The organism is Halioxenophilus aromaticivorans, from assembly GCF_042850945.1.
In the GTDB taxonomy this organism is placed as follows: Bacteria; Pseudomonadota; Gammaproteobacteria; order Pseudomonadales; family Cellvibrionaceae; genus Halioxenophilus; species Halioxenophilus aromaticivorans.
Genome location: NZ_AP031496.1, coordinates 5,361,077 through 5,383,236 on the forward strand (window position 1 = coordinate 5,361,077; position 22,160 = coordinate 5,383,236).

Sequence of the window (22,160 nt, forward strand, 5' to 3'; positions counted from 1 at the left end):
TCATTGCACCGGCACTTGTTTGCTCATTGCGTACAACTGAGCCAAAGCACAGGACGCCAACCGCGTGGGGCCAGCTCCGGCGGCTCGGCTGGTTAAGATTATGGGCACCTTAGCCCCCATAACAATGCCGGCACCGTCAATACCAAACAAATACCCCATTTGCTTGTACACCATATTGCCGCTCTCTAAATCCGGTGCCACGATAATATCCGCATCACCCGCCACCTGAGACACAATGCCTTTGGCCTCGGCAGCGGCTTTTGAGATGGCGTTATCGAACCCCAGCGGTCCATCCAACAGCCCGCCGGTAATTTGCCCTCGCTCGGCCATTTTGCACAGAGCGGTGGCATCTAATGTGGACGGTATATCTTGGTTAACGGTTTCCACCGCGGACACCAAAGCCACTTTTGGTGTACCGCGGCCCAAGCCTAAAAATAAATCAATGGCGTTTTGCACGATGTCGACCTTCACCGACAGGTTGGGCTGAATATTAATGGCGGCATCGGTTAGAAAAAGCGGCTTGTGATAGCTGGGAACATCCAGAGCAAAGATATGGCTCATGCGCCGGCCTGTACGTAGGCCATGTTGTTTATCCACCACCGCGGCCATTAATTCATCGGTGTGGAGTTTTCCTTTCATTAACGCCAGGGCTTGGCCGCTAACCGCCAAACCCACAGCCACTTCGGCAGCCTCATGGCTATGCTGGGTTGAAATTAATTGATAGGGCGATAGGTCGATATTGGACTGCTCGGCAACGGCGCGTATTTTCTGCTCCGGCCCCACCAAGATGGGCTCGATAATACCCGCTTCGGCAGCTTCCACCGCACCCAATAAAGAGGCCTCGTCGGTGGGGTGGACAATGGCGGTCACCAGTGGCGGCAACGGCTTGGATTTGGTCATTAGCCAATGGTAAAACCGGCCGCCGTTGTCCTTAAAATCGATTTCTGGCAACGCTACTTTTTTGCGGCTTATTTTTTCAGTAGGTGCGATCACCCGTGCCTGACCAACCACCACCTGCTTGCCGTCTTGGTTGGTGCATTCGCAGTCGAGCACCACGGTATTTTTATTTTCATTATTGCTGTCGCAGGTTTTTTCACTTACCTTCACCGTGGCAGTAACCGTGTCACCCACCTTTACCGGGCGTAGAAAGCTCAGGCTTTGATCCAGATAAATAGTGCCGGGGCCAGGCAATTGTGTGCCCAAAACGGTAGAGATTAATGCCCCACTCCACATGCCATGGCCGATAATGCCATGAAACATATCACTCTTTGCGTACTCTTCGTCTAAATGCGCCGGGTTAACATCGCCGGACATGACGGCAAACAATTGAATGTCTCGCATGGTTAATACGTGGTTAACACTGGCGCTGTCTCCTACCTCAATTTCGCGGTAGGTTTTATTGGCTATGATATCCGTCATACTGCACTCCTGGGATAGCAATTGCGGCAAATTTAGGTTCGTAAATGTATTTGGCTTTGGTACATCAACTTGGGGCTCGCATTAGCTTTCGTAAACGTAGCTGCCCGGCGCGTCAGCCAGCACCCGGTAGCCTTTTTCATCGTTACCCATGGCCGGTGGTACCACCGGTGTACCGGAATATTGTTCTAACCAGCAAGCGTACTCCAGCCACCAAGAGCCCTCTTGAATGGCCGTGGTTTCCAACCAGGTATCGGGGTCAACATAGGGGCTTTGATCGGTACTGTGGGATACCCGGTAATGGCGCCGGGGGTGGCCGGGCTCAGAGACAATGCCCGCGTTGTGCCCGCTACTGGTAAGCACAAAGGTCACGTCGGTATCACTTAAAATATGAATTTTAAACACCGATCGCCAAGGCGCCACATGATCCTTTTCCGTTCCCACAGCAAAAATAGGCGCCCGAATATCGGTGATGGAAATGGGTTTGCCATCAACCAAATATTGCCCCTGGGATAATTCGTTATCCAAAAACAAATGGCGAAGGTAATGGCTGTGCATGCAGTAGGGCATGCGCGTGGCATCGGTATTCCAAGCCATTAAATCGTTGGCACTGGTACTCTCGCCCATCATTAACTCGTGCACCAAGCGCGACCAGATTAAATCGTTTGAGCGTAGCATTTGAAACGCGCCGGCCATTTGTGAATTGTCCAACACCCCCTGGTGCCACATCATGTCTTCCAGAAACGTCACTTGGCTTTGATCAATAAACAACATCAACTCGCCAGCTTCACTAAAATCGGTTTGGGCAGCCAACTGACACAAACTTTTAAAACGATTGCTTTTCGCCCGCGCTTGGGTGGCGGCTGCAATGGTCAGCAGGGTTCCTCCCAAGCAATAACCGACACCGTGAGCCTGGTCTTGGCCGGTGATAGCCTGCACGGCATCCAGCGCTGCCTCTACCCCCAATTGCCGGTAATCGTCCATGGTCAGCTCGCGGTCTTTACTGGTGGGGTTGTGCCAAGAAATACAAAAGACCGTATAACCCTGTTGCGTCAGGAACTGAATAAACGAGTTCTTGGGTGATAAATCCAAGATGTAGTATTTCATAATCCAGGCCGGTACGATGAGTATTGGCTCTGGCTTGACTTTATCCGTACTGGGCTCGTATTGAATAAGTTCTATTAATCGGTTGCGGTAGACTACCTTACCCGGCGTGACCGCCAGATTAACCCCCACTTGATAGCCTTCTGCCGCAACCGGCTTTTGCCCCTGCAGAGAACGCTGCCAATCCTGCACGGCATTGGCGATACCGCGAACGATATTGGCGCCACCCTCTTGAGCAGTTTTCACCTGTACCTCGGGGTTGGTGGCAAAGAAATTACTGGGCGAAAACATATCCAACATTTGCCGCGCACCGAACTGCATCATGTTTTCATGATGCTTAGAAACTCCGCGCACACCCGTAGTGGCGCTTTGCCACCACTGCTGTGTTAGTAAAAAATTTTGTTGAATAACGTTGTATGGCCAGGTTTTCCAACCCACATGAGAGAAACGCTTATCCGTGGGCTGAGGCTCTACACAGGGCTCTAGCATGGTGTAAAACGCGCCATTGGCGGTGTAATTAGTCAACCGCAGGTTTTTGTTCCAATACTGTTCGGCCAAACGCATTTGTTTGCCGGGAGATATCATCAGATGGCTGAACCAATCCGCATAGGCCTCTAAAACCGACGCAGGGGAAATGCCCATGGTCACCTTGGCCATCATTGCGTGAATGGAGCGATCCCACTGATCGCCCAACTCTTGGGATGGCTGCTGCATAATCTGCGATACATCGTTCATATAACGGTACAGCGGCCAAATCGCATTAAATCGCTTTAGCCGTGTTTGCGCCTGTTCGCTCACTAAACCTTGTGCACCGTTACGTACAACAGATGCAGCAGGCTCTGGAAAGGAAATCACGTTTTCCGACAAGTTCTTAGCCATTCTTATATAACCACTGTTAACCGCTCCTTGGAACGCCCAGCAATTCTTAGCCACTCCTAGGAACGCAAAGCAATTCCCCAAACCAATGGCAAGCCAGTTATCTCGGCATTACTGAAAGTTAAATCATACTCCCTTCGTTACGCGCTGATTTGATACAAATCACGAACTGTTACACGGCTTAGACGTTAGCCGCATGGATAGATAGTGGCAGCACCTTGCAAAAAGTACTGGTACTGCATTCGACCAAAGCCATTGAATCTGCGAGCAATAAAATATGGCAGCAAAAGTAGGCCAATAGCAGCGATTGCGAAAAAACATCACCAAAACTGCTTATGAAAATCTCCATTACAAATGAGAATACACCTTCGGTGGCACGCCAATAAATGCTACGTAAAAAACTAGTACGCTCGGCAATTTTTTAATTGGCTCCTACCACCCAAAAGCTTAAGCACAAGAATAACTTTGCCATATTTACTCACGTATTTTTTGCAGTCTAAAACCTGACTAAGTTAATTTTTTCGCATGAGAAATGCCTAGCGTTACATTAGACATGTTGGAGTAGTTTATTAGCGGATAAGAAAAAGCATTAATACTTAGAGTTAAAATTACGGGTGTTTGCGGGCTCTCGCCTATTTCAATGTGACCTTTCCAACAGAGAAACTGGCTGGTCAACTCGACGAGAATTGCGAAGAAACGTCAAGCAAAGCAATTTTAACCGCCACAAATGGCCGCAAAAAGGAGATAAGCGTCTCATTAGAGTAAATAAGTCTAAGCCGCTTTTTAACATCCAGAGCAAATTGCCGGATAATCACAACATATCGTTAGGCTCTTTCGAGCGCTGTCAGCGAGATTTTTCCACCGTTCGATACACCATACTCACATGCTGTGTTTTTTAGGTCGGCTCTGCCGATGGCAAGCAATGGGTTTTGGTGAAAACCTTTAGGTGTTGGCTAAGGTCTATAGACGTTAGCGAATGCTTGGTTAGTGATTGGCGAGAGCCTGATTACGGGTTTTTTGTTACTGCTTTGTATAGCAGGCACTTGATTCAAGTATCGTCTAACGAGGCATAAGGTGGTAAAACCTCTAGAATTTCGCGCCAATATCAGGGACGAAGTGCGCATGCCCGTCAACGGATGTTAGTCCTAAGAGCCCATCGAAACAGTACGATCCAGAATAACAGTTGGTACATTGGCCACCATGAGTCAACGGTAGCTGTATTTTAGTCGGCATAGAGCAGTGCGACTGCGTTGCTCCCATAAAAAAGGATACGTCAAGATGGAATTACAAAAGCCCAAGAAGGGCACAAGAGGACGCCCCATTTCATTCGATAAAGGTCAGCTGGTTAATGCTGTGATGCAGAAGTTTTGGCAACAAGGCTACAACCAGGTATCTCTGAATGAAATCGCTAAAGACAACGGCCTTACCCGGGCCAGCTTGTACCACAGTTTCAACTCCAAAGAGGCTTTATTTTCCCAGGCCTTACATGTCTACCTAGAGACCGCGCCGGAGGCCATTCTAGACCACCCGGTCAGCCCCAGTAGCGTCAGTGATTTTCTGTTTAGCCTGATGGATAGCATCTGCCACGCCAGGGCCGCCGATCCGTTGCGCCGGGGCTGCTTGGTGTGCAATAGCGTTAATGAGCTGGTTGGCTCTGAAAGCCCGATCAAAGTCGAAATTTTGGATGTCATGGCCGCGCGTCAACTGCACGTAGAGCAATTGATCTCCCGTGCAGTGCGAATGGGCGAGCTACCAGAAGCAACCAATATCGAATTAACCGCAAAAATGTTTATGAACTTCATTTTTGGGTTAAATACCTTTTCCAAAACCGCCGAAAATGAATCAGAGCTACGTGATCTGTGCGAGGCGTTTTTAAAAAGTATGGGTTTTTATCGCCGGGCCGAGATTAGCCAACAAGCCGGATAAATTTAGCGGCATCAACCCGATGCCGTAAAAATGGCCCGCAAACATTAGCCCGTAAAAAATGGCCCATAGAAATCCGCCCAAAGAAATTAGCCATCGAGTAGGAGGGGCCTCGCGGTCCCCGTCCTCTCACACCACCGGGCATACGGTTCCGTACCACGGCGGTTTATGTTAATGATTGTAGCCGGTGGAACTGATCCACCAGCGATACCAAGCCAAGGCGATCGAAGCGCCGTTTGGGCAGTGCTTGGTTCATGTGGCTTGCGCCCGCATTCCACCAAGCCCCTCTACCGTTTTGCGCACTAAACCACGCCCGCTTTTCAGTAAGACCAAGTTTCATCAAGTTCTTGGCTCGTGTGAAAGAGCGTTTCCACTGGCGCCAGATTATCTTGCGTAGATGGCGGCGTACCCAGCCATCTAATTCAACCAAGATTCCCTTCACGCCAATGAATCGGAAGTAGTTGATCCACCCTCTGATTTTCGGGTTAAGTTCTTCTACCGTCCGGATTAACGATCTACCCCGCGACCTACGCAACAGCGATTTAAGATCTCCACGGAACCGTTTCACCGTCTCCGGGGATATTCTAAGGCGCACGTTGCGCTTACGCGGACACACACTGTAACCGAGGAACTTCCGTTGCCACGGTCGCCCAACAGCGCTTTTATCTCGATTAACCTGCAACTTCAGCTGGGTTTCGAGATAAATGCTCAGTGAGGTCAACACCCGTTCGCCCGCTTCTTGACTGCTCACGTAAACGTTACAGTCATCCGCGTAGCGACAAAACGCATGGCCGCGCCTTTCGAGTTCTTTGTCAAAGTCATCCAATAATATATTGGATAGCAATGGCGATAGCGGCCCACCTTGCGGTGTGCCTTTATCACTGACAGTGAATACACCGTTATCCAGTATCCCTGCTTCAAGATAGGCGCGTATCAGCTTCAGTACGCGCTTATCCTTAACTTTGCGAGCAACACGCGACATCAGAATGTCGTGATTTACTCGGTCAAAGAACTTTTTCAGATCAAGATCAACCACCCAGCGCTTACCGCCCTCAACGTAGCGTCTGGCCTGCTTTACTGCTTGGCCTGCGCTACGCCCAGGCCGGAAGCCGTAACTACTGGTTGAGAAGTCTGGCTCATAGAGCGCACTGAGCACTTGATGTATGGCTTGTTGTATCAGCCGATCCAGTACCGTTGGAATACCCAGCTCCCGGATACCTCCGTTGGGCTTAGGTATGGACACTTTGCGTACCGGTTTAGGCTGATAGCACCCAGTCAGGAGCATTGATTTATGCTTGGGCCAGTTTGACTTTAGGTGGGCTTTTAGCTCGTCCGTTGTCATTCCATCTACGCCCGGTGCTCCTTTATTTTTAAGCACTCGGTCATAGGCCTTTTGCATATTGCTCCGTTCTAGTATCGCTGACAGTAGATCTGTCGACTCTTGGTTCGAGTGGGTTGTACCCGCCGCAATGTTGGCTACGCGCATCACCTATCGTCACAAATTCTGTTTGTTATTGTCGGTTGAGGCTTTCTGGTTTTCATCAGAAATTCTGTCGCTTTTACATCGTCGAGAATTCAACGCTCGTTCCAATTAACACATTCGGCCCTTCAGTTTGTGGTAGCAAACCTACTATGGCTTCTGCTGACTTCTGTCGTCGCATCCCAACACCTCACGATGCTGGTAGCCTGTGGCACAACAACAGACCTCCCAGGGTAATACGCGTGACCTTCACACTTATACCTGCCGCATCTACAGCCGTAGTTTCCGTGTAAGTTTTGGGCTTTGAAGATAATGGCCTTCTCACCCACTACGACTGCCTTCCATGCGATTCCTGTTCGTCAGGCCAGTGCTTTGCCTGCGGCTTCCTTCAGATTCCTCCTCGCGGAGGACACCCTTGCCGTTCGGCTAACTGTTCCCCTTACCGGGCCAGTAGAGGACTTTCACCTCCAAGTCATCCAATCACCACCACGCGGATTGGAACAGCGCTTGCGCGCTACGCGCCATGCCTGGCGCACCATAAAAAAGGCCGCCGCAGCCTAGGCTGCGGCGGCCCTATCTTTAAGGCTTGCAAACGTTTGCGCTGAATAGCCCTTAGGACTTAACAGCCGCTTGCTCTGCGTTTTCTTCGTGTTGCTCGGCCGCCTCTGGTTGAGCCTCTTCATTAGACTCAGACTTTGCCGCCGCCATAGGGGGCATGGGCAGCTCCGGTGCGTCGGTGTTGTCTAATCGCAGTGCGTCGCGGTAAACCAAACCACTGGTTTGATGCTCACCCAAGCTGGTAAGCAGCCGAGCCAGCTCGGAATAGGCTTCCCGGGTTGGCCCAGCCTCGATGCTTTTCTGATAATAACCCTTGGCTTTATCCCACAGATGGTTACGCATACTTAAGCGCGCCAGGGTAAGCAGCAAGATGGCGTCTTTGGGGTGGCGCTTGAGCCAGCCTTCGGCGTGGGACAACTGGGCCACGGAATCAGCGGAATCCATTAAGCCGTAGTACAACACCATGTCTTTATGCCAAGAGCTGCGCAAAAATTTACGTACCGTAGACTCGGCTTCTTTGCTGTCACCCACAATAATCAATGAGCGGGCATACTCGGCACAAACCTGGGGAATTTGCTGGATGCGACTGGCTTGCTCCAACCAAAACATTTGCAGCTTGCGGCTGGCTTCGCTGGGCTCTTCGTTGGCTTGCTGGGTTTGCAGGGCTTTCAAATCGGCAATCACCAACTTACCTTGCAGCTCACGCCAGCGATCCTTGGGCAACTGCGGGCGCAGGCGTGGCAGCATCTCGCGCACCTCGGCCCAACTGCCCAATTCCATGTAGGTATCGCACAGACGGTCTTGCACCATAACGCTGTTGGGGTGCTGCTGGTTAGCTTCCAACAGTGTTTCCAAACGCGCTTCTTGGTTGTTAGCCCGGCGGAAGATTTCTGCACGCGCCAACGCCATGGTAACGCTTTGCTCGCCAAAATCTGGCTTGGCTTTATCTAAAAAGCCCAAAGCCTTACCGGTGTCACCCAGCGCCTGGGCGGAATCCGCCGCAGCCAGCAGGTTAACCAATGGCATGGGCGATTTTTTGGCCGAGCGCAACAACCAGCGCTGGGCTTTGTCGTGCTCGCCACGCATGTAAGCCAACATGCCGCGGTTGGCCAGTTTGGCGGCGCTTTCAGAGCTGCGAATACCCAACGCTGGGCGGGTTAAACGCCAGGAAAGACGCAGTAATTTCACACCCCAGTAAAGTGCGATCAGCAACACTATCAGTGTTAACACCGCCATCCACAGGTTCATTTCTAGGGTGGTTTTATTAATGGCAATCAACACATAACCCGGTACCTCGGTCATGAGTTTGTCCAACGCGTAGCCGCCTACAATAAGCAGCAATACCACCAACAGTATTTTAATAATTAAATTTTTCATTCTGCTTAGGGCTCCTCACCGCTGCCCGCAAGCTGATGCAAGCGTTCGATGTAAGCCTCCAGCTGCTCAATGGAGTTGTCGATGTGAGGCAAGTCCACGGCGATGGGTCGTTCCTGCAAGCCGGTGAGCTCTTCAATCAAGGCTTTGCTGGCTGGCGTCTCTGGGAAATAACGCTGCACCAAATCAACGGCTTGGCCCAAGCTAGCCGCGTAGATTTCGTTTTGCTCACGCAACATGGCCACCTGAGCAGACTCCAAACTTAGGCGCACATTTTGTCGCAGGTAGGACTCCTGGGTAGGCGCAATCAGAGCACTTTGAGGCTGGTCGTGACGCTTCAACACAAAGTACTGAGACAAACGGTCACCGGCGGCATCCAAATATTGTTGCGCCCATGGCCAGGTACCGATTTCTGGCTCAGCGGTCTCACTGGCTTGCTCACCTGCATCCACAGACTCAGGCTCTACCATCTCTACGGTGGGCGAATCGGACAGCGGATTTTGGTAAAGAGGCAGCTGCTCCATGTTGTGGATCAGGCCATCCAGGCGCAGGTAAATACCCTCGCGGTCCACCTCAGCGGCAAGACGTACAGCGCCGAGGTCACGGGCCAAGGCTTGGCGTACCGAGAACAAATCCGGCATGGCCAGCTCTTGTAAAATATCATCCACCGCTTCCATCAGGCCCAAGGCTGACGTCGCCTGGCGATCAACCAATAGGCGCTGGCTGGCCAAGCGCAGTAGGTAGTTGGCCTCGGCCAGCATCCAATCCTCACGGGAGGTGTTGGACAGCGACAACAAGCGCTGGTTGTGCGCGTTTAAACGCTCGGTGATGGAGCGCAGCTCGGCTTTCATTTCTTCGGCCAACTGTTGCGCCTGGGCCAGAGATTCATCGCTGGCTTGGCGCACGCCCGCCATCTGATCGTTGATGGCGTCGGCACTCTCAGCCAGGCTGGTTTTTTCCGCCGCCTGTTGTTTTTCCACCGCAGCCAGCGCCTGCTGCTGCTGTTGCCACTGCTGTTTCATTTGTGGAAACAGCATCCAAACGCCGTAGGCGATGCCGCCGATTAACGCTAGGGTCAGCAGGAAGTTAAAAAACACCGGTATCCACAGCTTGGACTTTTTCACCTTTAACGGCGCCGCTGCCGGGGCAGGTTGTGGCTCTTGCTGTGTTGGCTGAGGCTCTGGTGTTGGCTCGGGCTCGGGCTCAGCGTCGACGGTGTTGGACAAGATCGGTACGTCTTTACTCTGATCGCCGGCGTCAGCTTGTGACTCTAGCGTTGGCACGGTTTCAGATTCGGGTGTGGCTTCACCGTTGTTGGTGAGCTCGGTGTTGTCAGATTTTGGGTCTGTATTTTTTGGATCGCTCATCTATCGGATTCCAACCAAAGTTATTAAATTCGTAATTCCACGGCTGCCAGTGCAGCCAGCATTGCTGGGTCGGTGGCGTTTTGCGCCTGTATTACTCGGCTAAAGCCAAGCTCCTGTGCAATCGCCGCTACCCTGGGCCCCGGCACAATGGTGGTTCTGGCCAGTAGCTCCCGGCGCTGTGCTGCCTGCAGAGCAGTGTGAATCAGTTGTATGCTTTCGCCACTGTACGCCAAGGTGCAATCGTTAGGCATTAAGCCAAAGTCGGATTGGGCCAGTGCGGTGGCTGCCTCCGTGCAGGCTTTGCGTTCGTACAGTGGGCAGTTATCTACCCGCGCACCCCGTGCGCTCAGAGTATCGGCCAGCTCTGTGCGGCCGCCTACCCCTTTGAAAATAATGATGCGCTGTTGTTCAACCTCGGCCAGCACCGGCAGCGCCAACAGCGCTTCGCTGTCCATGGCCACCTGGGGCGCCTCGGCTAAAATGCCGGCCTGCTGCAAGGCCCGAGCCGTGGCATTGCCCACGGCCAAAAAGGCCACGCCCAAAGGCACTTGTGGCCAAAACGCTTCTATGGCGGCCACACCGTGACGCACGGCATTTTGGCTGATAAAAATCGCCACCTGGTACAGATCCAAATCCATCACCATAGTGCGATTGGCCGGTGCCAACTCGGCCAGAGGGTGAATTTCCATCACCGGTTGCGACCAGGGCTGCAAGCCCAACTGCACCAGTGCCGCGCAGGTTGAACGCGCCTGGGCCTCAGGCCGCGACACCCAAACTCGGGTCACAATGCGTGTCCGTCGCCGTATACCTTGGTCAATATTTCTCCGGCACCGGCGGCCAGCAATCGCTCCGCTAAGGTCACCCCCAGTTGCTCGGCCTGATCCACCGGCCCGCGGATTTCATCACGCAGAATTAAACTGCCGTCCGGGCTGCCCACCAACCCGCGCAACCACAAGTGCACGGTTGGATCCTCTGATGCTTGCGGCTGGTCGTTTGTTAACAGCGCAAAACAACCGATGGGCACCTGGCAACCACCTTCCAAACGACGGTTCATGGCGCGCTCGGCGCTAACCCGAGCGGCAGTTTCTGCATCGTGCAAGGGTTGTAACAAAGCTTGGGTTGCACGGTCATCGGTGCGGCATTCTATGCCGACTGCGCCCTGACCTCCAGCCGGTAAGCTCACTTCCACGGAAATGTACTGGCGGATACGCTCAGCCATTTCGAGCCGAATTAATCCCGCCGCAGCCAGGATGATGGCATCGTATTGGCCTGCGTCCAGTTTGGCCAATCGAGAGTTCACATTCCCGCGTAAAAAGGTAATTTTTAGGTCTGGCCGCAAAGCGCTTAGTTGGCACTGGCGGCGTAAACTGGAGGTGCCTACCACCGCCCCTAGGGGCAGGTCATCTAGGCATTGATACTGGTTGGAGACAAACGCATCGCGCGGGTCTTCCCGGGGACAGATCACGTGCAACCCCAATCCCTCGGGAAATTCCATGGGAACGTCTTTCATGGAGTGCACGGCGATGTCGGTTTCGTTGGCTACCAAAGAGTGTTCTAACTCTTTAACGAACAGGCCCTTGCCGCCTACCTTGGCCAGCGGCACATCCAAAATGTGGTCGCCACGGCTGGTCATAGGGCAAAGTTCAACGATGAGATCTGGGTGGTGATGCTCTAACTGCGCTTTAACGTATTCCGCCTGCCACAACGCCAACGCACTTTTGCGGGTGGCAATGCGCAGTGTTTTGCTAGGCTTAGAGGCATCCGTTGAGGTGGCGTTGACCATAGTAAATCCGTTATTTCAGCCCGCCGGGCTAGATTCGAGGCCGCCTATGATACCAGTCTGATGCGCACTTGGCGCATGTCGACGTAAAATCCTTTTAATTTTAAATTAAGCCAAACCACCCAAGGCGCAACCCGCCGCGCTATTTAAGCCCGCGGCGCGCACCTTGGAGGCAGCTTAGTGCCTTACAATTAATCTACTACAGGCTTTGTAATAGCGCTTTTACGGAGGATAAATGACGACGACTCACCGAAGGCTTGCGCTCGGTGCCCTGCAGGCGTAATTGGTATCCGCCCTCGGGGCTTTTTTCCAGGGCCAAAATGTACTTTTTGGCCACCAGCGCGTTGCGGTGTACCCGCACAAAACGCGAACCCAGCATGGACTCCAATTCTTTAAGCGTATCGTCGATTAAGGTTTCGCCCTCAGCGTGGACCACGGTGACGTATTTTTGATCAGCGCTAAAAAACCGAATACTGTCGATTTCTATCAACTCCAAACCGCGGTGGGTTTTGGCACTGATGTGCTGGCGTTGGGGCTGTTCGCTGCTGGTGTCGGCCACGGCGCGCTGTAGGCGGTTCACCTTGGAGGCTTTTTCTATCACCTCGGTAAGCTCTTCGGTGCGCACCGGTTTCACTAGGTAACCCACAGCGGACACGCCAAAGGCATCCAGGGCGTATTCATCGTAGGCGGAACAAAAGATAATCGCCGGAGGATCTTCCATCTCACCGATGGTGCGGGCCACTTCCATCCCATCTGGGCCGGGCATACGGATGTCTAGCAGTACCAAGTCGGGATCTTGGGATTGCACCATGGTCAGTGCTTCTTCGCCCGTCGTCGCCTCGCCTACTAAACGGTGTGCGGGAAGGTCTTCCAATAACTTTTTCAGACGTTGGCGAGCCAAAGGCTCGTCGTCGACCAACAAAATATCCATTGATTAGTCTCTTCGGCTTTGAAATTAAATTCCTGTTAGCAGACCATTTGACGTCTGCTCATCCTCATTACAGTGAATTTAACGGCAGAAACAGAATAAACGTGAGTGATTTATCGCTTATTTTACGTTTTTAGTAGCTGCCTCTAGCCGGCTGTGGTGCCAGTTATAACGCAAATGGACGCAATATTCATCGCCTTGGGCTAGGCTGGTGAAAACAACCTGCTCGCCAAAGTGTGCTTGCAAGCGGGCGCGAATATTGCCCTCAGCCATGCCATTACCGCGCCGCACGGCGGCGGATTCGGGCCTGGGGTTGATGATGCGCAGATCGCAGACACCGCCTTTTACCGAGATATCCACCTTCACCGTACCGCCTGCCGGCAGGGGTTCAATGCCGTGGTATACCGCGTTTTCCAGCAACGGTTGCAAAATCATACTCGGGATTCGACAGGACTCGACTTCGCCATCAATCAACCACTCCACGCGCAAACGATTATCCAAGCGCAGGTCCTCAATGGCGATGTATTGCCGTGCCAATTTCAACTCAGAGGCCAGGGAGACCAAAGTGGGCTCAGCAATGGAGGCCCGGAACAGATCGCACAGATCCAATACCACGCGCTCGGCTTTAATAGGGTCAAAACCAATTAAGCTGACCACCGCATTTAAGCTGTTAAACAAAAAGTGCGGCCTAATGCGCGCTTGCAAGGCGTTAATTTGGGCGCGGTTGCTGGCTTGCTGTTGGTAGCTCAACTGCTGTTGCAGATACATATAGCGCAGCACAACACCGGCGATAATGGCAGTGAGTAACAGCACCTTAAGCACCACTAGCCAATCAAACGCCGGCCACACCAGCCACTGGCCGGCGATGGTGAAAAAGCTCGCCAGCAGCAAAATCAACAGGTAGCTCAATCCACCGGCCACCCAGCTGGGTAACCGGCCCAGCCATATCCGGCTTTGGCACAATAGGCCGGCACTGGATAAACTAATCCACAGCAGCAACATCGCTAACTGCCCCAACAGCTCCCAGCTGAATTCATTCAATGGCGAACTAACCAAAACAATGGCCACCGCCAGTAGGCCGGTGCCCAGCACCAAAAACAGCACTGACTGCAACGAACACAAATCCGGTAAGAAGGCGCGCGGCTCCAGCGTGGCCGTTGCTGGGGCAGTGGTGTGAGTGCTATCGCCCGCGGGCGAGGAAACGATCATGCAGCATGTTACTCTTGCGTGTTATTAAACGTTGATCCATCAATCTTATGCTAACTTTTGGCAAAGCAGCCGCTTGGGCTATAATCCCGCCGCTTTTTGCCGCACATTTTGCATGTTTTACCAACTACAGGTCATCTGACTATGGATAAGAAATCCGCGACTAACCAGCAGTGGGGCGGGCGTTTCAGCGAAGCCACCGACGCCTTTGTGCAACGATTCACCGCCTCTGTGGACTTTGATCAGCGCCTATACGCCCACGATATCCAAGGCTCCATTGCCCACGCCACCATGCTGGCCAAAGTAGGCGTGCTCACCGACGAAGAGCGCGACCAAATCATCACTGGCCTGGAAACCATCCGCGATGAAATCGAACAGGGCATCTTCGCCTGGAGCGTGGAGCTGGAAGATGTTCACATGAACATCGAAGCGCGCCTCACCCAGCTTATCGGCATAACCGGTAAAAAGTTGCACACCGGGCGCTCCCGTAATGATCAGGTAGCGACGGACATTCGTCTTTACCTGCGCGACGAGATCGACCAAATTGCCGCCGAACTGACGCGCCTGCAAACCGGCCTGCTGGATTTGGCCGAGCGTGAAGCCGACACCATTTTACCAGGGTTTACTCACTTACAAACCGCACAACCAGTGACCTTCGGCCACCACATGTTGGCCTGGTTTGAGATGCTCACACGGGACAAGGGCCGCCTGCTGGATTGCCGCACGCGCTTAAACCAATCGCCCTTGGGCGCGGCCGCCCTGGCCGGCACCAGCTACCCTATTGATCGCGCTCTAAGCGCGGAACTGTTGGGCTTTAGCAAAGCCACCGAAAACTCCCTAGATTCCGTATCCGATCGCGATTTCGCCATCGAATTCTGCGCTTTTGCCAGTCTGTTGATGACCCATCTGTCGCGCGCCTCAGAGGAATTGGTGATTTGGACGTCGGCACAATTCGACTTTATTCAGCTGCCAGACCGCTTCTGCACCGGCTCATCCATTATGCCGCAAAAGAAAAACCCCGATGTACCGGAGTTGGTGCGCGGTAAAAGTGGCCGAGTGAATGGCCATTTAATTGCGCTGCTGACATTAATGAAATCGCAGCCGCTGGCCTACAACAAAGACAACCAAGAAGACAAAGAGCCGCTGTTCGATGCCGTGGACACAGTGAAAGATTGCTTGCGTGCCTTCGCCGACATGGTGCCGGCATTAATTACCAATAAATCCCCCATGCTGGCCGCCGCCAAACGCGGCTATGCCACCGCCACGGACCTGGCCGATTACCTAGTGCGCAAAGGCGTAGCCTTCCGCGATGCCCACGAAATCGTCGGCCGCTCGGTGGCGTTTGGCATTGAGCAAAATAAAGATCTGGGCGAGCTGAGCTTGGCCGAATTGCAGCAGTTCTCGGATCAAATCGACCAGGATGTATTTGAAGTACTGACCCTAGAGGGCTCCGTGGCAGCACGCGACCACCTGGGCGGCACCGCGCCCAACCAAGTACGACAAGCGGTGGCACGAGCACGAACCATGCTGACCAAAGAGAATTAATAGCCGCCAAGCTGGTTATTTTTACAACAGTCGGCGCCTCAGTTATCGAGCAAAGAGTAATCAAATGCAAAACATTCGCCCTGAATGTGATGACTGAGGTGCCGGACTGCTAAGGCGCCACTATACTTAATAGATGGAACAGCCAATCGACATCGCCAATCTCGACCAAGGACTGGATCGGGACCAGCTCAAAAAACTTAAAAAGCGCTTTCTCGCCATCAGCGAAGAACGGCTGGCACGCACGCGTCTGGGCTTGAACGATCGCCAGCAACTGGTGCTGGACACCCTCGCCGCCTTGTTCCACTACAACCACCCGGGCTTACCCGGCTATGTGTCTCATAAAACCCCGGCCAAGCTCAGCAACTTTAAACCAGATAACCGCACCAAACTGGCGGTAAAACGGCTTTCTCGCAGTTTTAATTTTAATGAGCCCGCCGGCCGGAACAACGACATCTACGCGATTTTTATTATGGGCAGTGTGGGCACCATCGCCCACGGCAGCCACAGCGATTTGGACGTATGGGTGTGTTACCGTCCGGGCTTGGACGCCGCCTCGGTTCAGCTGCTCACCCACAAAGGCGAACGCATTTCCCGCTGGGCCCAAACCCTAGGGGCAGAAGTGCACTGCTTTCCGATGGACAGTGAGGCGTTTAAATCTGGCCAAGACGAAACCTTGGATGAAGAATCCAGTGGCAGCAGCCAACACTATTTATTGCTGGATGAATTCTACCGCACGGCCATTTGGCTGGGCGGGCGTATCCCCCTGTGGTGGTTTATTCCGCCGGAGCGAGAGCACGATTACGACCATTGCGCAGATTTGTTGCTGCGCAAACAATTTATTCGGCCAAAAGAGGTTTTGGATTTTGGCAGCACCGCCAAAATACCCGCCGGCGAATACATTGGCGCCGGAATTTGGCACCTCTATAAAGGCATAGATTCGCCTTACAAATCCGTGCTCAAACTGCTGTTACTCGAAGCCTACGCCAGCCAACACCCCCAAGGCATGCCATTGAGCGTAGACTTTAAAAAGTTGGTGTACTCCGGTGCAACGGAAATCGACACACTCGACGCCTACGTACGACTGTATTGGCATTTGGAGGAATACCTAAGCCGCCGCAAAGAATCCAAGCGCTTGGAACTGATAAGGCGGGCATTTTACTTCAAGGTGCAGTGCCCACTGACGCGCAAACCGCGCCAGCAAAATCGCCTAGGCTGGCAGTGGAAAATCATGCAAGCCATGGCCGACCAATGGGGCTGGCGAAAAGACGCCCTCACCCTGCTGGATAACCGTCAGGAATGGAAGGCCGGCCAGGTTAAATTGGAAAAACACCATCTAGTGCACGAGCTGATCACCAGCTACCGGTTTATCACGCAGTTTGCTGGCAAGATTAAAGCCAAAAACGTGATTGATAAATCCGAACTGGAAGTACTCGGTCACAAATTGCATGCTGCCTTCGATCGCAAAGCCGGCAAAATAGAATTTATAAATCCGGATATTTCCAACAGCATCACCGAGTCTATGCTGTTGCTGCGCCACCGGCCCCAGCGCCCTAGTAACGAACGCTGGTCGGTCTATGCATTACCCAACCGAGCCACCCCGGCGTCGCGCCACCTACTGCTCAAGCAATCCAGCCAATTGAACGAAATTTTGTGTTGGAGCCTTGCCAACGGCGTTATTGACCCTCAAACCGAAATATTAATTGAGGGCGCCAACATCAAACCCAACGCCATTCGCCAATATATGAGCTCGTTGTTGGCCTGCATTCCCCTACCCTTGGCCAAGCCAGACCACCGGGATTTTCAGAACGCCAGCACGCTAAAGAAAGTCATGGTGTTTGCCAACCTCACCGCCACCACTTTGGATGACGACGCCGTTAGCCTAAGCCAGCGCAACCAGGATGCCTTTTGCTTTGGCGACGAGCCGCACAATTTAGTGCGCTCCATCGATGTGGTGTATTTAACCAGTTGGAACGAGCTGGTGTGTTTATCGTTTCCCCAGCAGGCGCTGCAAAAATTCACCCAGCGCTACTGGCAGCTATGCCAAGCCCAGGCCGCATCGCACCTACCAGAAATTACCGTATACTGTTCCCGCTCGCCCATTTCGACGGTGATCTGCGCTCGTATGAAGGATTACTTCAGCCAGCTAAACGAAGCCATCGCCGGCTCGGCCGCAAAACACAGCAACAAAAGTCTGCGTTTTATTTTTCAGACAGACACCCGTTATCACCTATTGCACGAGCAAGATCAACACACGCTGTTGCAGTCCTTCGATAGCGAAGAACTGCTCACCGAGGCCGTGCAAAAGCCGCGCAGCCAACCCAATTATTGGCACTTGGACAGCCGTGCAATGCACAACGACCCGTTGCGCCTAGTACTGGAAAACAGCGCCGCGCCGGGCATTAAAATCTTCTTTTATCTGCCCGCCACTAACCGCGCGCGGCTGTACTTTGTGGACGACTACCAAAACATCACTTTGCTGCAGTTTCCCTTCGGGCGCCTAATGAGCTTGCTGCAGTCTCTGCACCAATTTATACGCCACATCACCCAGCAGGCACTGGTCACCCATTACGACGAGCAGGAATCGTTTGGCGTTTACCCGGTGAATTTCTATCAACTGAAGCGCGACAACGGCCGCTGGCGCCATTGTGAACACCTGCCAGTGGCCGCCGAAACCAAAGAGCCGACCGAATTTGAAGTTAAAGCCATCGCCGAGCCCGGCCAGAGTCGCCCAGTGGAATACCGTTTTATCTGCGACCAGACCGAGCTGGAAGGCGACCTGGCAAGCCAGCTCGACGCCACCGCCCGGATGATTCGTGCCCACCGCGGTTTGGCTGAAGCCTACCCGCTGTACATCAGCGATTTGGATTTGTCGCAATGCCGGGAACTCATCGCCGGCGGCCGAGACCTTCTGCTAAGCGACTATTTAAATGCCAAAAACCACCTGGAACAGCTGATCAACACCCGCACTGGCTTTATCAACCAGCTCTAGGCCTGCAAAACCATAGAGTTAAACCCCACTCGCCTCATTAACCCAGTCCGCCTCATCAAGGCGCCAGCCAAGAACCCAGCAAGCCCCGCCCCCAAGCTTAACAGTGGGCCAAACTTTACTATGACTGCATAGGGGTTTTGTTATAATCGGCCGTTTTTGTACGGCATTGGAGCGCAGCATGGTTCTAGCAGCGGCAAAACGCGCAGTTCGCGGCGCTAAAATAAAGGCAATAGGGTGTTTGCTGGCAATCTTGGTAGCCATGGGCCTTGGTGGCTGCGGCCAAACCGGGCCGCTCTATCTACCAAAAGAGCAACCCCAGAGTGAAGCGGCCGTAGAGCAGCCAGCCCAATCCAACAGCCAGCCCCAGAGCAGCAACCCTTGAACAGGCATTGAGTTAAGCAGTATGAAGTTAAACGACCACAATCACATTTATTATCAAAATGGCCAGCTGCAAATGGAAGGTGTGGCCGTTTCGGAATTGGCTAAGCAATACGGTACCCCGCTGTACCTCTACAGCAGCAGCGTTATCGCCGATAACTTCAACGCCTACAAGAACGCAGCCAAATCCATCCCAACGATGGTGTGCTATGCCATTAAGGCCAATTCCAACCTAGCGATCTTGCAAGCTCTGGCCAAATTGGGCGCCGGCTTTGATATTGTCTCCGGCGGTGAACTTCAGCGCGTGCTGCAGGCCGGTGGCGATGCCAGTAAAGTGGTGTTTTCTGGCGTGGGTAAAACCGCCGATGAAATGGCACTAGCCTTGGAGGCTGGCGTGCACTGTTTTAACGTGGAATCCGATGCCGAGCTCAGCTTGCTGTCCCGGGTGGCCAGCCAACGCGGGGACACTGCTCGCATCTCGCTGAGGGTTAACCCCGATGTCGACCCGAAAACACACCCGTACATTTCCACCGGCCTGCGCGACAATAAATTCGGTATCACCTTTGAGCAGGCCCCCGCCGTGTATCAACGCGCCGCCGGCTTACCGGGCATTGAAATTGTCGGCGTGGATTGCCACATCGGCTCACAGCTAACCGAACTGGCGCCCTTTAACGATGCCGTAGACCGCTTGCTGGAGCTGATCGCCGAGCTTAAAGCCCAGGGCATCAGCTTGGAACACATCGATATGGGCGGCGGCTTGGGCATCAATTACTCAGGCAGCGAAGCACCGCCCACTAAGAGCAGTTACCTGGCCGCACTGGAGAGCAAGCTAGCCAACACCGGGCTTAGCCTTATCTTGGAACCTGGCCGCTCCATTGTTGGCGATGCCGGTGTTTTGGTAACCCAGGTCCAATATCTAAAACCCACAGCGCACAAAAATTTTGCCATCGTCGATGCCGCCATGAACGATAATATCCGCCCAGCGCTGTATCAGGCCGAGCAACGCATCGTATCGGTAACTGAAACCAGCGACGCGCCGGTGCAAACCTGGGATTTAGTGGGCCCGGTGTGCGAATCGGCGGACTTTATCGGCAAGGATCGACCACTGGCATTGACCGCCGGCGATTACCTGGCCCAGCTGGACGCCGGCGCCTACTGCTTTGGCATGGCATCCAACTACAATACCCGAGCCCGGGCCGCAGAGGTTTTAATTGCCGGCGATGACCACTGGCTGGTACGCGAACGCGAAACCTTTGCCGATCTAATACGCGGCGAACACCTATTGCCCTAGGCCGGCGGAAGCAAACACACTATGCGAATTCGTTTCACAAAAATGCACGGCTTGGGCAACGACTTTATGGTCATTGATGCCATTAGCCAGCAGCCGCAATTGGACGGTGCAGCCATCCGCAAACTGGCCGACCGCCAGTTTGGCATTGGCTTTGATCAATTGCTGTTGGTGGAGTGCCCCACCAAGCCCGACGTGGATTTCCGCTACCGCATTTACAACGCTGATGGCAGCGAAGTTGAAAACTGTGGCAATGGCGCACGCTGTTTTGCCAAATTTGTGCGCGACCGCAGGCTGACCGGTAAAAGCAGCATCGCCGTGCAAACCGCCAACGGCATAATGACGCTAAACGTACAGGCCGATGGCCGCATCAGCGCTGATATGGGCGCGCCCATTTTGGCACCCCAAGAAGTACCCATTCAGCAGACCGAGCAGGCCTGCGTGTATACCCTAGAGCTGGATAACCAAACCATTGAGTTTGGTGCCGCCTCCATGGGTAATCCCCACGCCGTGCTGGTGGTAGACAACGTAGAAACCGCGCCAGTGGAGAGCCTAGGCCCTAAACTGGAAACCCACCCCATGTTTCCCAACCGCGTAAACGTGGGCTTCATGCAGGTGCTGGCACGCAACGAAATCAGTTTGCGGGTATTTGAACGAGGCGTGGGCGAAACTCTGGCCTGTGGCACCGGTGCCTGTGCGGCGGCGGTGGTGGGCCAACTGCAAGGCTTGCTGGATAGCCAGGTCACGGTGCATTTACCCGGCGGCGATCTCACCATCCAATGGCCAGGCCCCGGCCAGTCGCTGATCATGACCGGGCCTGCGGTAACGGTTTATCAAGGACAAATTCGACTATGAGCAGCGCCAAGCCACCCGTCAATGCTGAGAGCGTCAGCGCGTTTTTAAGCGCCAACCCGGATTTTTTCCTCAAAAACATCAAACTGCTGCACGGGCTAAAACTGCCCCACGACAGCGGAAATGCCGTGTCTCTGATCGAAAAACAGGTCAGCGTATTGCGGGATAAAAACGTAGAGCTGCGCAACCGTCTAACCAACCTGGTGGACAACGCCCGCGAAAACGACGTGCTATTCGATAAGACCCGACGCCTGGTGTTAGCGCTATTGGAGGCCGAAGAGTTAGGGGATTTTGTCGACGCCCTGCTGTACAGCCTGGACAGCGACTTCCAGGTGCAGTTTAGTAGTTTGGTGATTTTTGATGACGAACTCACCGGTTCCATTGGACCGGCGCGCATTTTTAATCAAACCCAGGCGTCTAAGTCATTCCCTAAACTGTGGCGCCTAAACAAGAGCATCTGCGGGCAACTTCCGCGGGAGGATTTGCGCGAGCTTTTCCCCAAGCACATTCAAGTGATTGCCTCAGCCGCCATCACTCCCCTCAACGACGGCTCACCCATCGGCCTGCTGGCGGTGGCCAATCGAGACCCAGAGTACTACCGCTCCAGCATGGGCACCTTGTTTTTGGGCTACATTGGCGAAATTATCAACCGCTGCCTGCCGCGCTTACTGAGCAAGGATATAGACCCACTGGCCTAGGCTTAAGCCAGCAGAGCCCACACATCAGTTGTTTTAACCCTGGTTCTAGCCTGAAGGATTAGATCGGGCGGCTGCCGTAGCTGCTGCTCGGTTTTTGCGGTGGGTCGGCGCATACGTGGGTGTCTACTTGGCTAATCTTACCGCCACGGGCTAGGAATTCGGCGATCTGCCGGTCTAGCTCTTCACGCTCTTTGTCTTTTGATGCCAAGCTATAGTCGATGGCAATACCGCTGTTGGACGAATCGTCGCTACTGCTGCTGTTATCGTCCGCGGCATCTGTGCTGTCGATTGAGTCGAAGTCGTCGTCTAGATCGTCTGCCATAACCTGTCTGTCTCTTTTTAGGCTAAACCAAAGGAGTTGTATTTATAGCGCAACTTTTTGGCAGAAGAATGGTTTT

At 53.4% G+C, this 22,160-nt stretch carries 16 protein-coding genes and 1 pseudogene; 7 read left to right on the plus strand and 10 right to left on the minus strand.

What is annotated here, in order from left to right:
• Positions 1–1,419 (minus strand): bifunctional enoyl-CoA hydratase/phosphate acetyltransferase, encoded by a 1,419-nt coding sequence (locus tag ACGHM3_RS22780; RefSeq protein ID WP_345424222.1) that lies wholly within the window; start codon positions 1,417–1,419, stop codon positions 1–3.
• 81 nt (positions 1,420–1,500) lie between these two features.
• Positions 1,501–3,399 carry an alpha/beta fold hydrolase gene (locus ACGHM3_RS22785; protein ID WP_345424224.1) on the minus strand — a complete coding sequence of 633 codons (1,899 nt, stop codon included), beginning with the start codon at positions 3,397–3,399 and terminating at the stop codon, positions 1,501–1,503.
• A 1,275-nt stretch (positions 3,400–4,674) separates the two neighbouring features.
• On the opposite strand from ACGHM3_RS22785, the gene ACGHM3_RS22790 reads away from it, so the two are divergent.
• Positions 4,675–5,322 carry a TetR/AcrR family transcriptional regulator gene (locus tag ACGHM3_RS22790; RefSeq protein WP_345424227.1) on the plus strand — a complete coding sequence of 216 codons (648 nt, stop codon included), beginning with the start codon at positions 4,675–4,677 and terminating at the stop codon, positions 5,320–5,322.
• A 163-nt stretch (positions 5,323–5,485) separates the two neighbouring features.
• Here ACGHM3_RS22790 and ltrA read toward each other — a convergent pair whose 3' ends face one another.
• The 7 genes from ltrA to ACGHM3_RS22825 all read right to left on the minus strand — a co-directional run bounded on the left by ltrA (position 5,486) and on the right by ACGHM3_RS22825 (position 14,015).
• Positions 5,486–6,718, minus strand: a complete 1,233-nt coding sequence (gene ltrA, locus ACGHM3_RS22795) for a group II intron reverse transcriptase/maturase (RefSeq protein ID WP_345424229.1) — start codon at positions 6,716–6,718, stop codon at positions 5,486–5,488.
• Positions 6,719–7,411: 693 nt separating this feature from the next.
• Complete coding sequence (locus ACGHM3_RS22800) at positions 7,412–8,734, minus strand: heme biosynthesis HemY N-terminal domain-containing protein (protein ID WP_345424232.1); 1,323 nt, start codon at positions 8,732–8,734, stop codon at positions 7,412–7,414.
• A gap of 5 nt (positions 8,735–8,739) precedes the next feature.
• The gene (locus tag ACGHM3_RS22805) at positions 8,740–10,098 is read right to left on the minus strand and encodes a uroporphyrinogen-III C-methyltransferase (protein ID WP_345424236.1); all 1,359 of its coding nucleotides are present in this window, start codon (positions 10,096–10,098) and stop codon (positions 8,740–8,742) included.
• A gap of 23 nt (positions 10,099–10,121) precedes the next feature.
• The gene (locus ACGHM3_RS22810; RefSeq protein ID WP_345424239.1) at positions 10,122–10,883 is read right to left on the minus strand and encodes a uroporphyrinogen-III synthase; all 762 of its coding nucleotides are present in this window, start codon (positions 10,881–10,883) and stop codon (positions 10,122–10,124) included.
• Positions 10,880–11,881, minus strand: a complete 1,002-nt coding sequence (gene hemC / locus ACGHM3_RS22815; protein WP_345424242.1) for a hydroxymethylbilane synthase — start codon at positions 11,879–11,881, stop codon at positions 10,880–10,882. Before hemC ends, ACGHM3_RS22810 begins: the two co-directional genes overlap by 4 nt.
• A 196-nt stretch (positions 11,882–12,077) precedes the next feature.
• Positions 12,078–12,809, minus strand: a complete 732-nt coding sequence (locus ACGHM3_RS22820; RefSeq protein WP_345424245.1) for a LytTR family DNA-binding domain-containing protein — start codon at positions 12,807–12,809, stop codon at positions 12,078–12,080.
• A 117-nt stretch (positions 12,810–12,926) separates the two neighbouring features.
• Positions 12,927–14,015 carry a histidine kinase gene (locus ACGHM3_RS22825; RefSeq protein ID WP_345424248.1) on the minus strand — a complete coding sequence of 363 codons (1,089 nt, stop codon included), beginning with the start codon at positions 14,013–14,015 and terminating at the stop codon, positions 12,927–12,929.
• 141 nt (positions 14,016–14,156) lie between these two features.
• On the opposite strand from ACGHM3_RS22825, the gene argH reads away from it, so the two are divergent.
• The 6 genes and pseudogenes from argH (at position 14,157) to ACGHM3_RS22855 (ending at position 21,762) form a co-directional block, all read left to right on the plus strand.
• A complete protein-coding gene (gene argH / locus ACGHM3_RS22830; protein WP_345424251.1) occupies positions 14,157–15,557 on the plus strand; it encodes an argininosuccinate lyase in 1,401 nt (466 codons plus the stop codon).
• A gap of 133 nt (positions 15,558–15,690) precedes the next feature.
• Positions 15,691–18,546 carry a class I adenylate cyclase gene (locus tag ACGHM3_RS22835; RefSeq protein WP_345424253.1) on the plus strand — a complete coding sequence of 952 codons (2,856 nt, stop codon included), beginning with the start codon at positions 15,691–15,693 and terminating at the stop codon, positions 18,544–18,546.
• Between the two features lie 220 nt (positions 18,547–18,766).
• Positions 18,767–18,871, plus strand: a pseudogene (locus ACGHM3_RS22840) (lipoprotein); the annotation flags it as partial.
• A 78-nt stretch (positions 18,872–18,949) separates the two neighbouring features.
• On the plus strand, positions 18,950–20,215 hold the full coding sequence (lysA, locus tag ACGHM3_RS22845; RefSeq protein WP_345424259.1) for a diaminopimelate decarboxylase: 1,266 nt from the start codon (positions 18,950–18,952) through the stop codon (positions 20,213–20,215).
• Positions 20,216–20,236: 21 nt separating this feature from the next.
• The gene (dapF, locus tag ACGHM3_RS22850) at positions 20,237–21,067 is read left to right on the plus strand and encodes a diaminopimelate epimerase (RefSeq protein ID WP_345424262.1); all 831 of its coding nucleotides are present in this window, start codon (positions 20,237–20,239) and stop codon (positions 21,065–21,067) included.
• Positions 21,064–21,762 (plus strand): DUF484 family protein, encoded by a 699-nt coding sequence (locus ACGHM3_RS22855; protein ID WP_345424265.1) that lies wholly within the window; start codon positions 21,064–21,066, stop codon positions 21,760–21,762. The genes dapF and ACGHM3_RS22855 overlap by 4 nt, the downstream gene beginning before the upstream one ends.
• Positions 21,763–21,820: 58 nt before the next feature.
• On the opposite strand, the gene ACGHM3_RS22860 is transcribed toward ACGHM3_RS22855, so the two are convergent.
• Entirely contained in the window at positions 21,821–22,084 is a 264-nt protein-coding gene (locus ACGHM3_RS22860; protein WP_345424268.1) for a hypothetical protein, read from the minus strand.
• Positions 22,085–22,160: the final 76 nt, after the last annotated feature.

What these genes read in the sequence shown, in the direction of transcription:
- ACGHM3_RS22780 (WP_345424222.1), bottom strand. Translation starts at nt 1,419, where the DNA reads ATGACGGATATCATAGCCAATAAAACCTACCGCGAAATTGAGGTAGGA.
- ACGHM3_RS22785 (WP_345424224.1), bottom strand. Translation starts at nt 3,399, where the DNA reads ATGGCTAAGAACTTGTCGGAAAACGTGATTTCCTTTCCAGAGCCTGCT.
- ACGHM3_RS22790 (WP_345424227.1), top strand. Translation starts at nt 4,675, where the DNA reads ATGGAATTACAAAAGCCCAAGAAGGGCACAAGAGGACGCCCCATTTCA.
- ltrA (WP_345424229.1), bottom strand. Translation starts at nt 6,718, where the DNA reads ATGCAAAAGGCCTATGACCGAGTGCTTAAAAATAAAGGAGCACCGGGC.
- ACGHM3_RS22800 (WP_345424232.1), bottom strand. Translation starts at nt 8,734, where the DNA reads ATGAAAAATTTAATTATTAAAATACTGTTGGTGGTATTGCTGCTTATT.
- ACGHM3_RS22805 (WP_345424236.1), bottom strand. Translation starts at nt 10,098, where the DNA reads ATGAGCGATCCAAAAAATACAGACCCAAAATCTGACAACACCGAGCTC.
- hemC (WP_345424242.1), bottom strand. Translation starts at nt 11,881, where the DNA reads ATGGTCAACGCCACCTCAACGGATGCCTCTAAGCCTAGCAAAACACTG.
- ACGHM3_RS22820 (WP_345424245.1), bottom strand. Translation starts at nt 12,809, where the DNA reads ATGGATATTTTGTTGGTCGACGACGAGCCTTTGGCTCGCCAACGTCTG.
- ACGHM3_RS22825 (WP_345424248.1), bottom strand. Translation starts at nt 14,015, where the DNA reads ATGATCGTTTCCTCGCCCGCGGGCGATAGCACTCACACCACTGCCCCA.
- argH (WP_345424251.1), top strand. Translation starts at nt 14,157, where the DNA reads ATGGATAAGAAATCCGCGACTAACCAGCAGTGGGGCGGGCGTTTCAGC.
- ACGHM3_RS22835 (WP_345424253.1), top strand. Translation starts at nt 15,691, where the DNA reads ATGGAACAGCCAATCGACATCGCCAATCTCGACCAAGGACTGGATCGG.
- lysA (WP_345424259.1), top strand. Translation starts at nt 18,950, where the DNA reads ATGAAGTTAAACGACCACAATCACATTTATTATCAAAATGGCCAGCTG.
- dapF (WP_345424262.1), top strand. Translation starts at nt 20,237, where the DNA reads ATGCGAATTCGTTTCACAAAAATGCACGGCTTGGGCAACGACTTTATG.
- ACGHM3_RS22855 (WP_345424265.1), top strand. Translation starts at nt 21,064, where the DNA reads ATGAGCAGCGCCAAGCCACCCGTCAATGCTGAGAGCGTCAGCGCGTTT.
- ACGHM3_RS22860 (WP_345424268.1), bottom strand. Translation starts at nt 22,084, where the DNA reads ATGGCAGACGATCTAGACGACGACTTCGACTCAATCGACAGCACAGAT.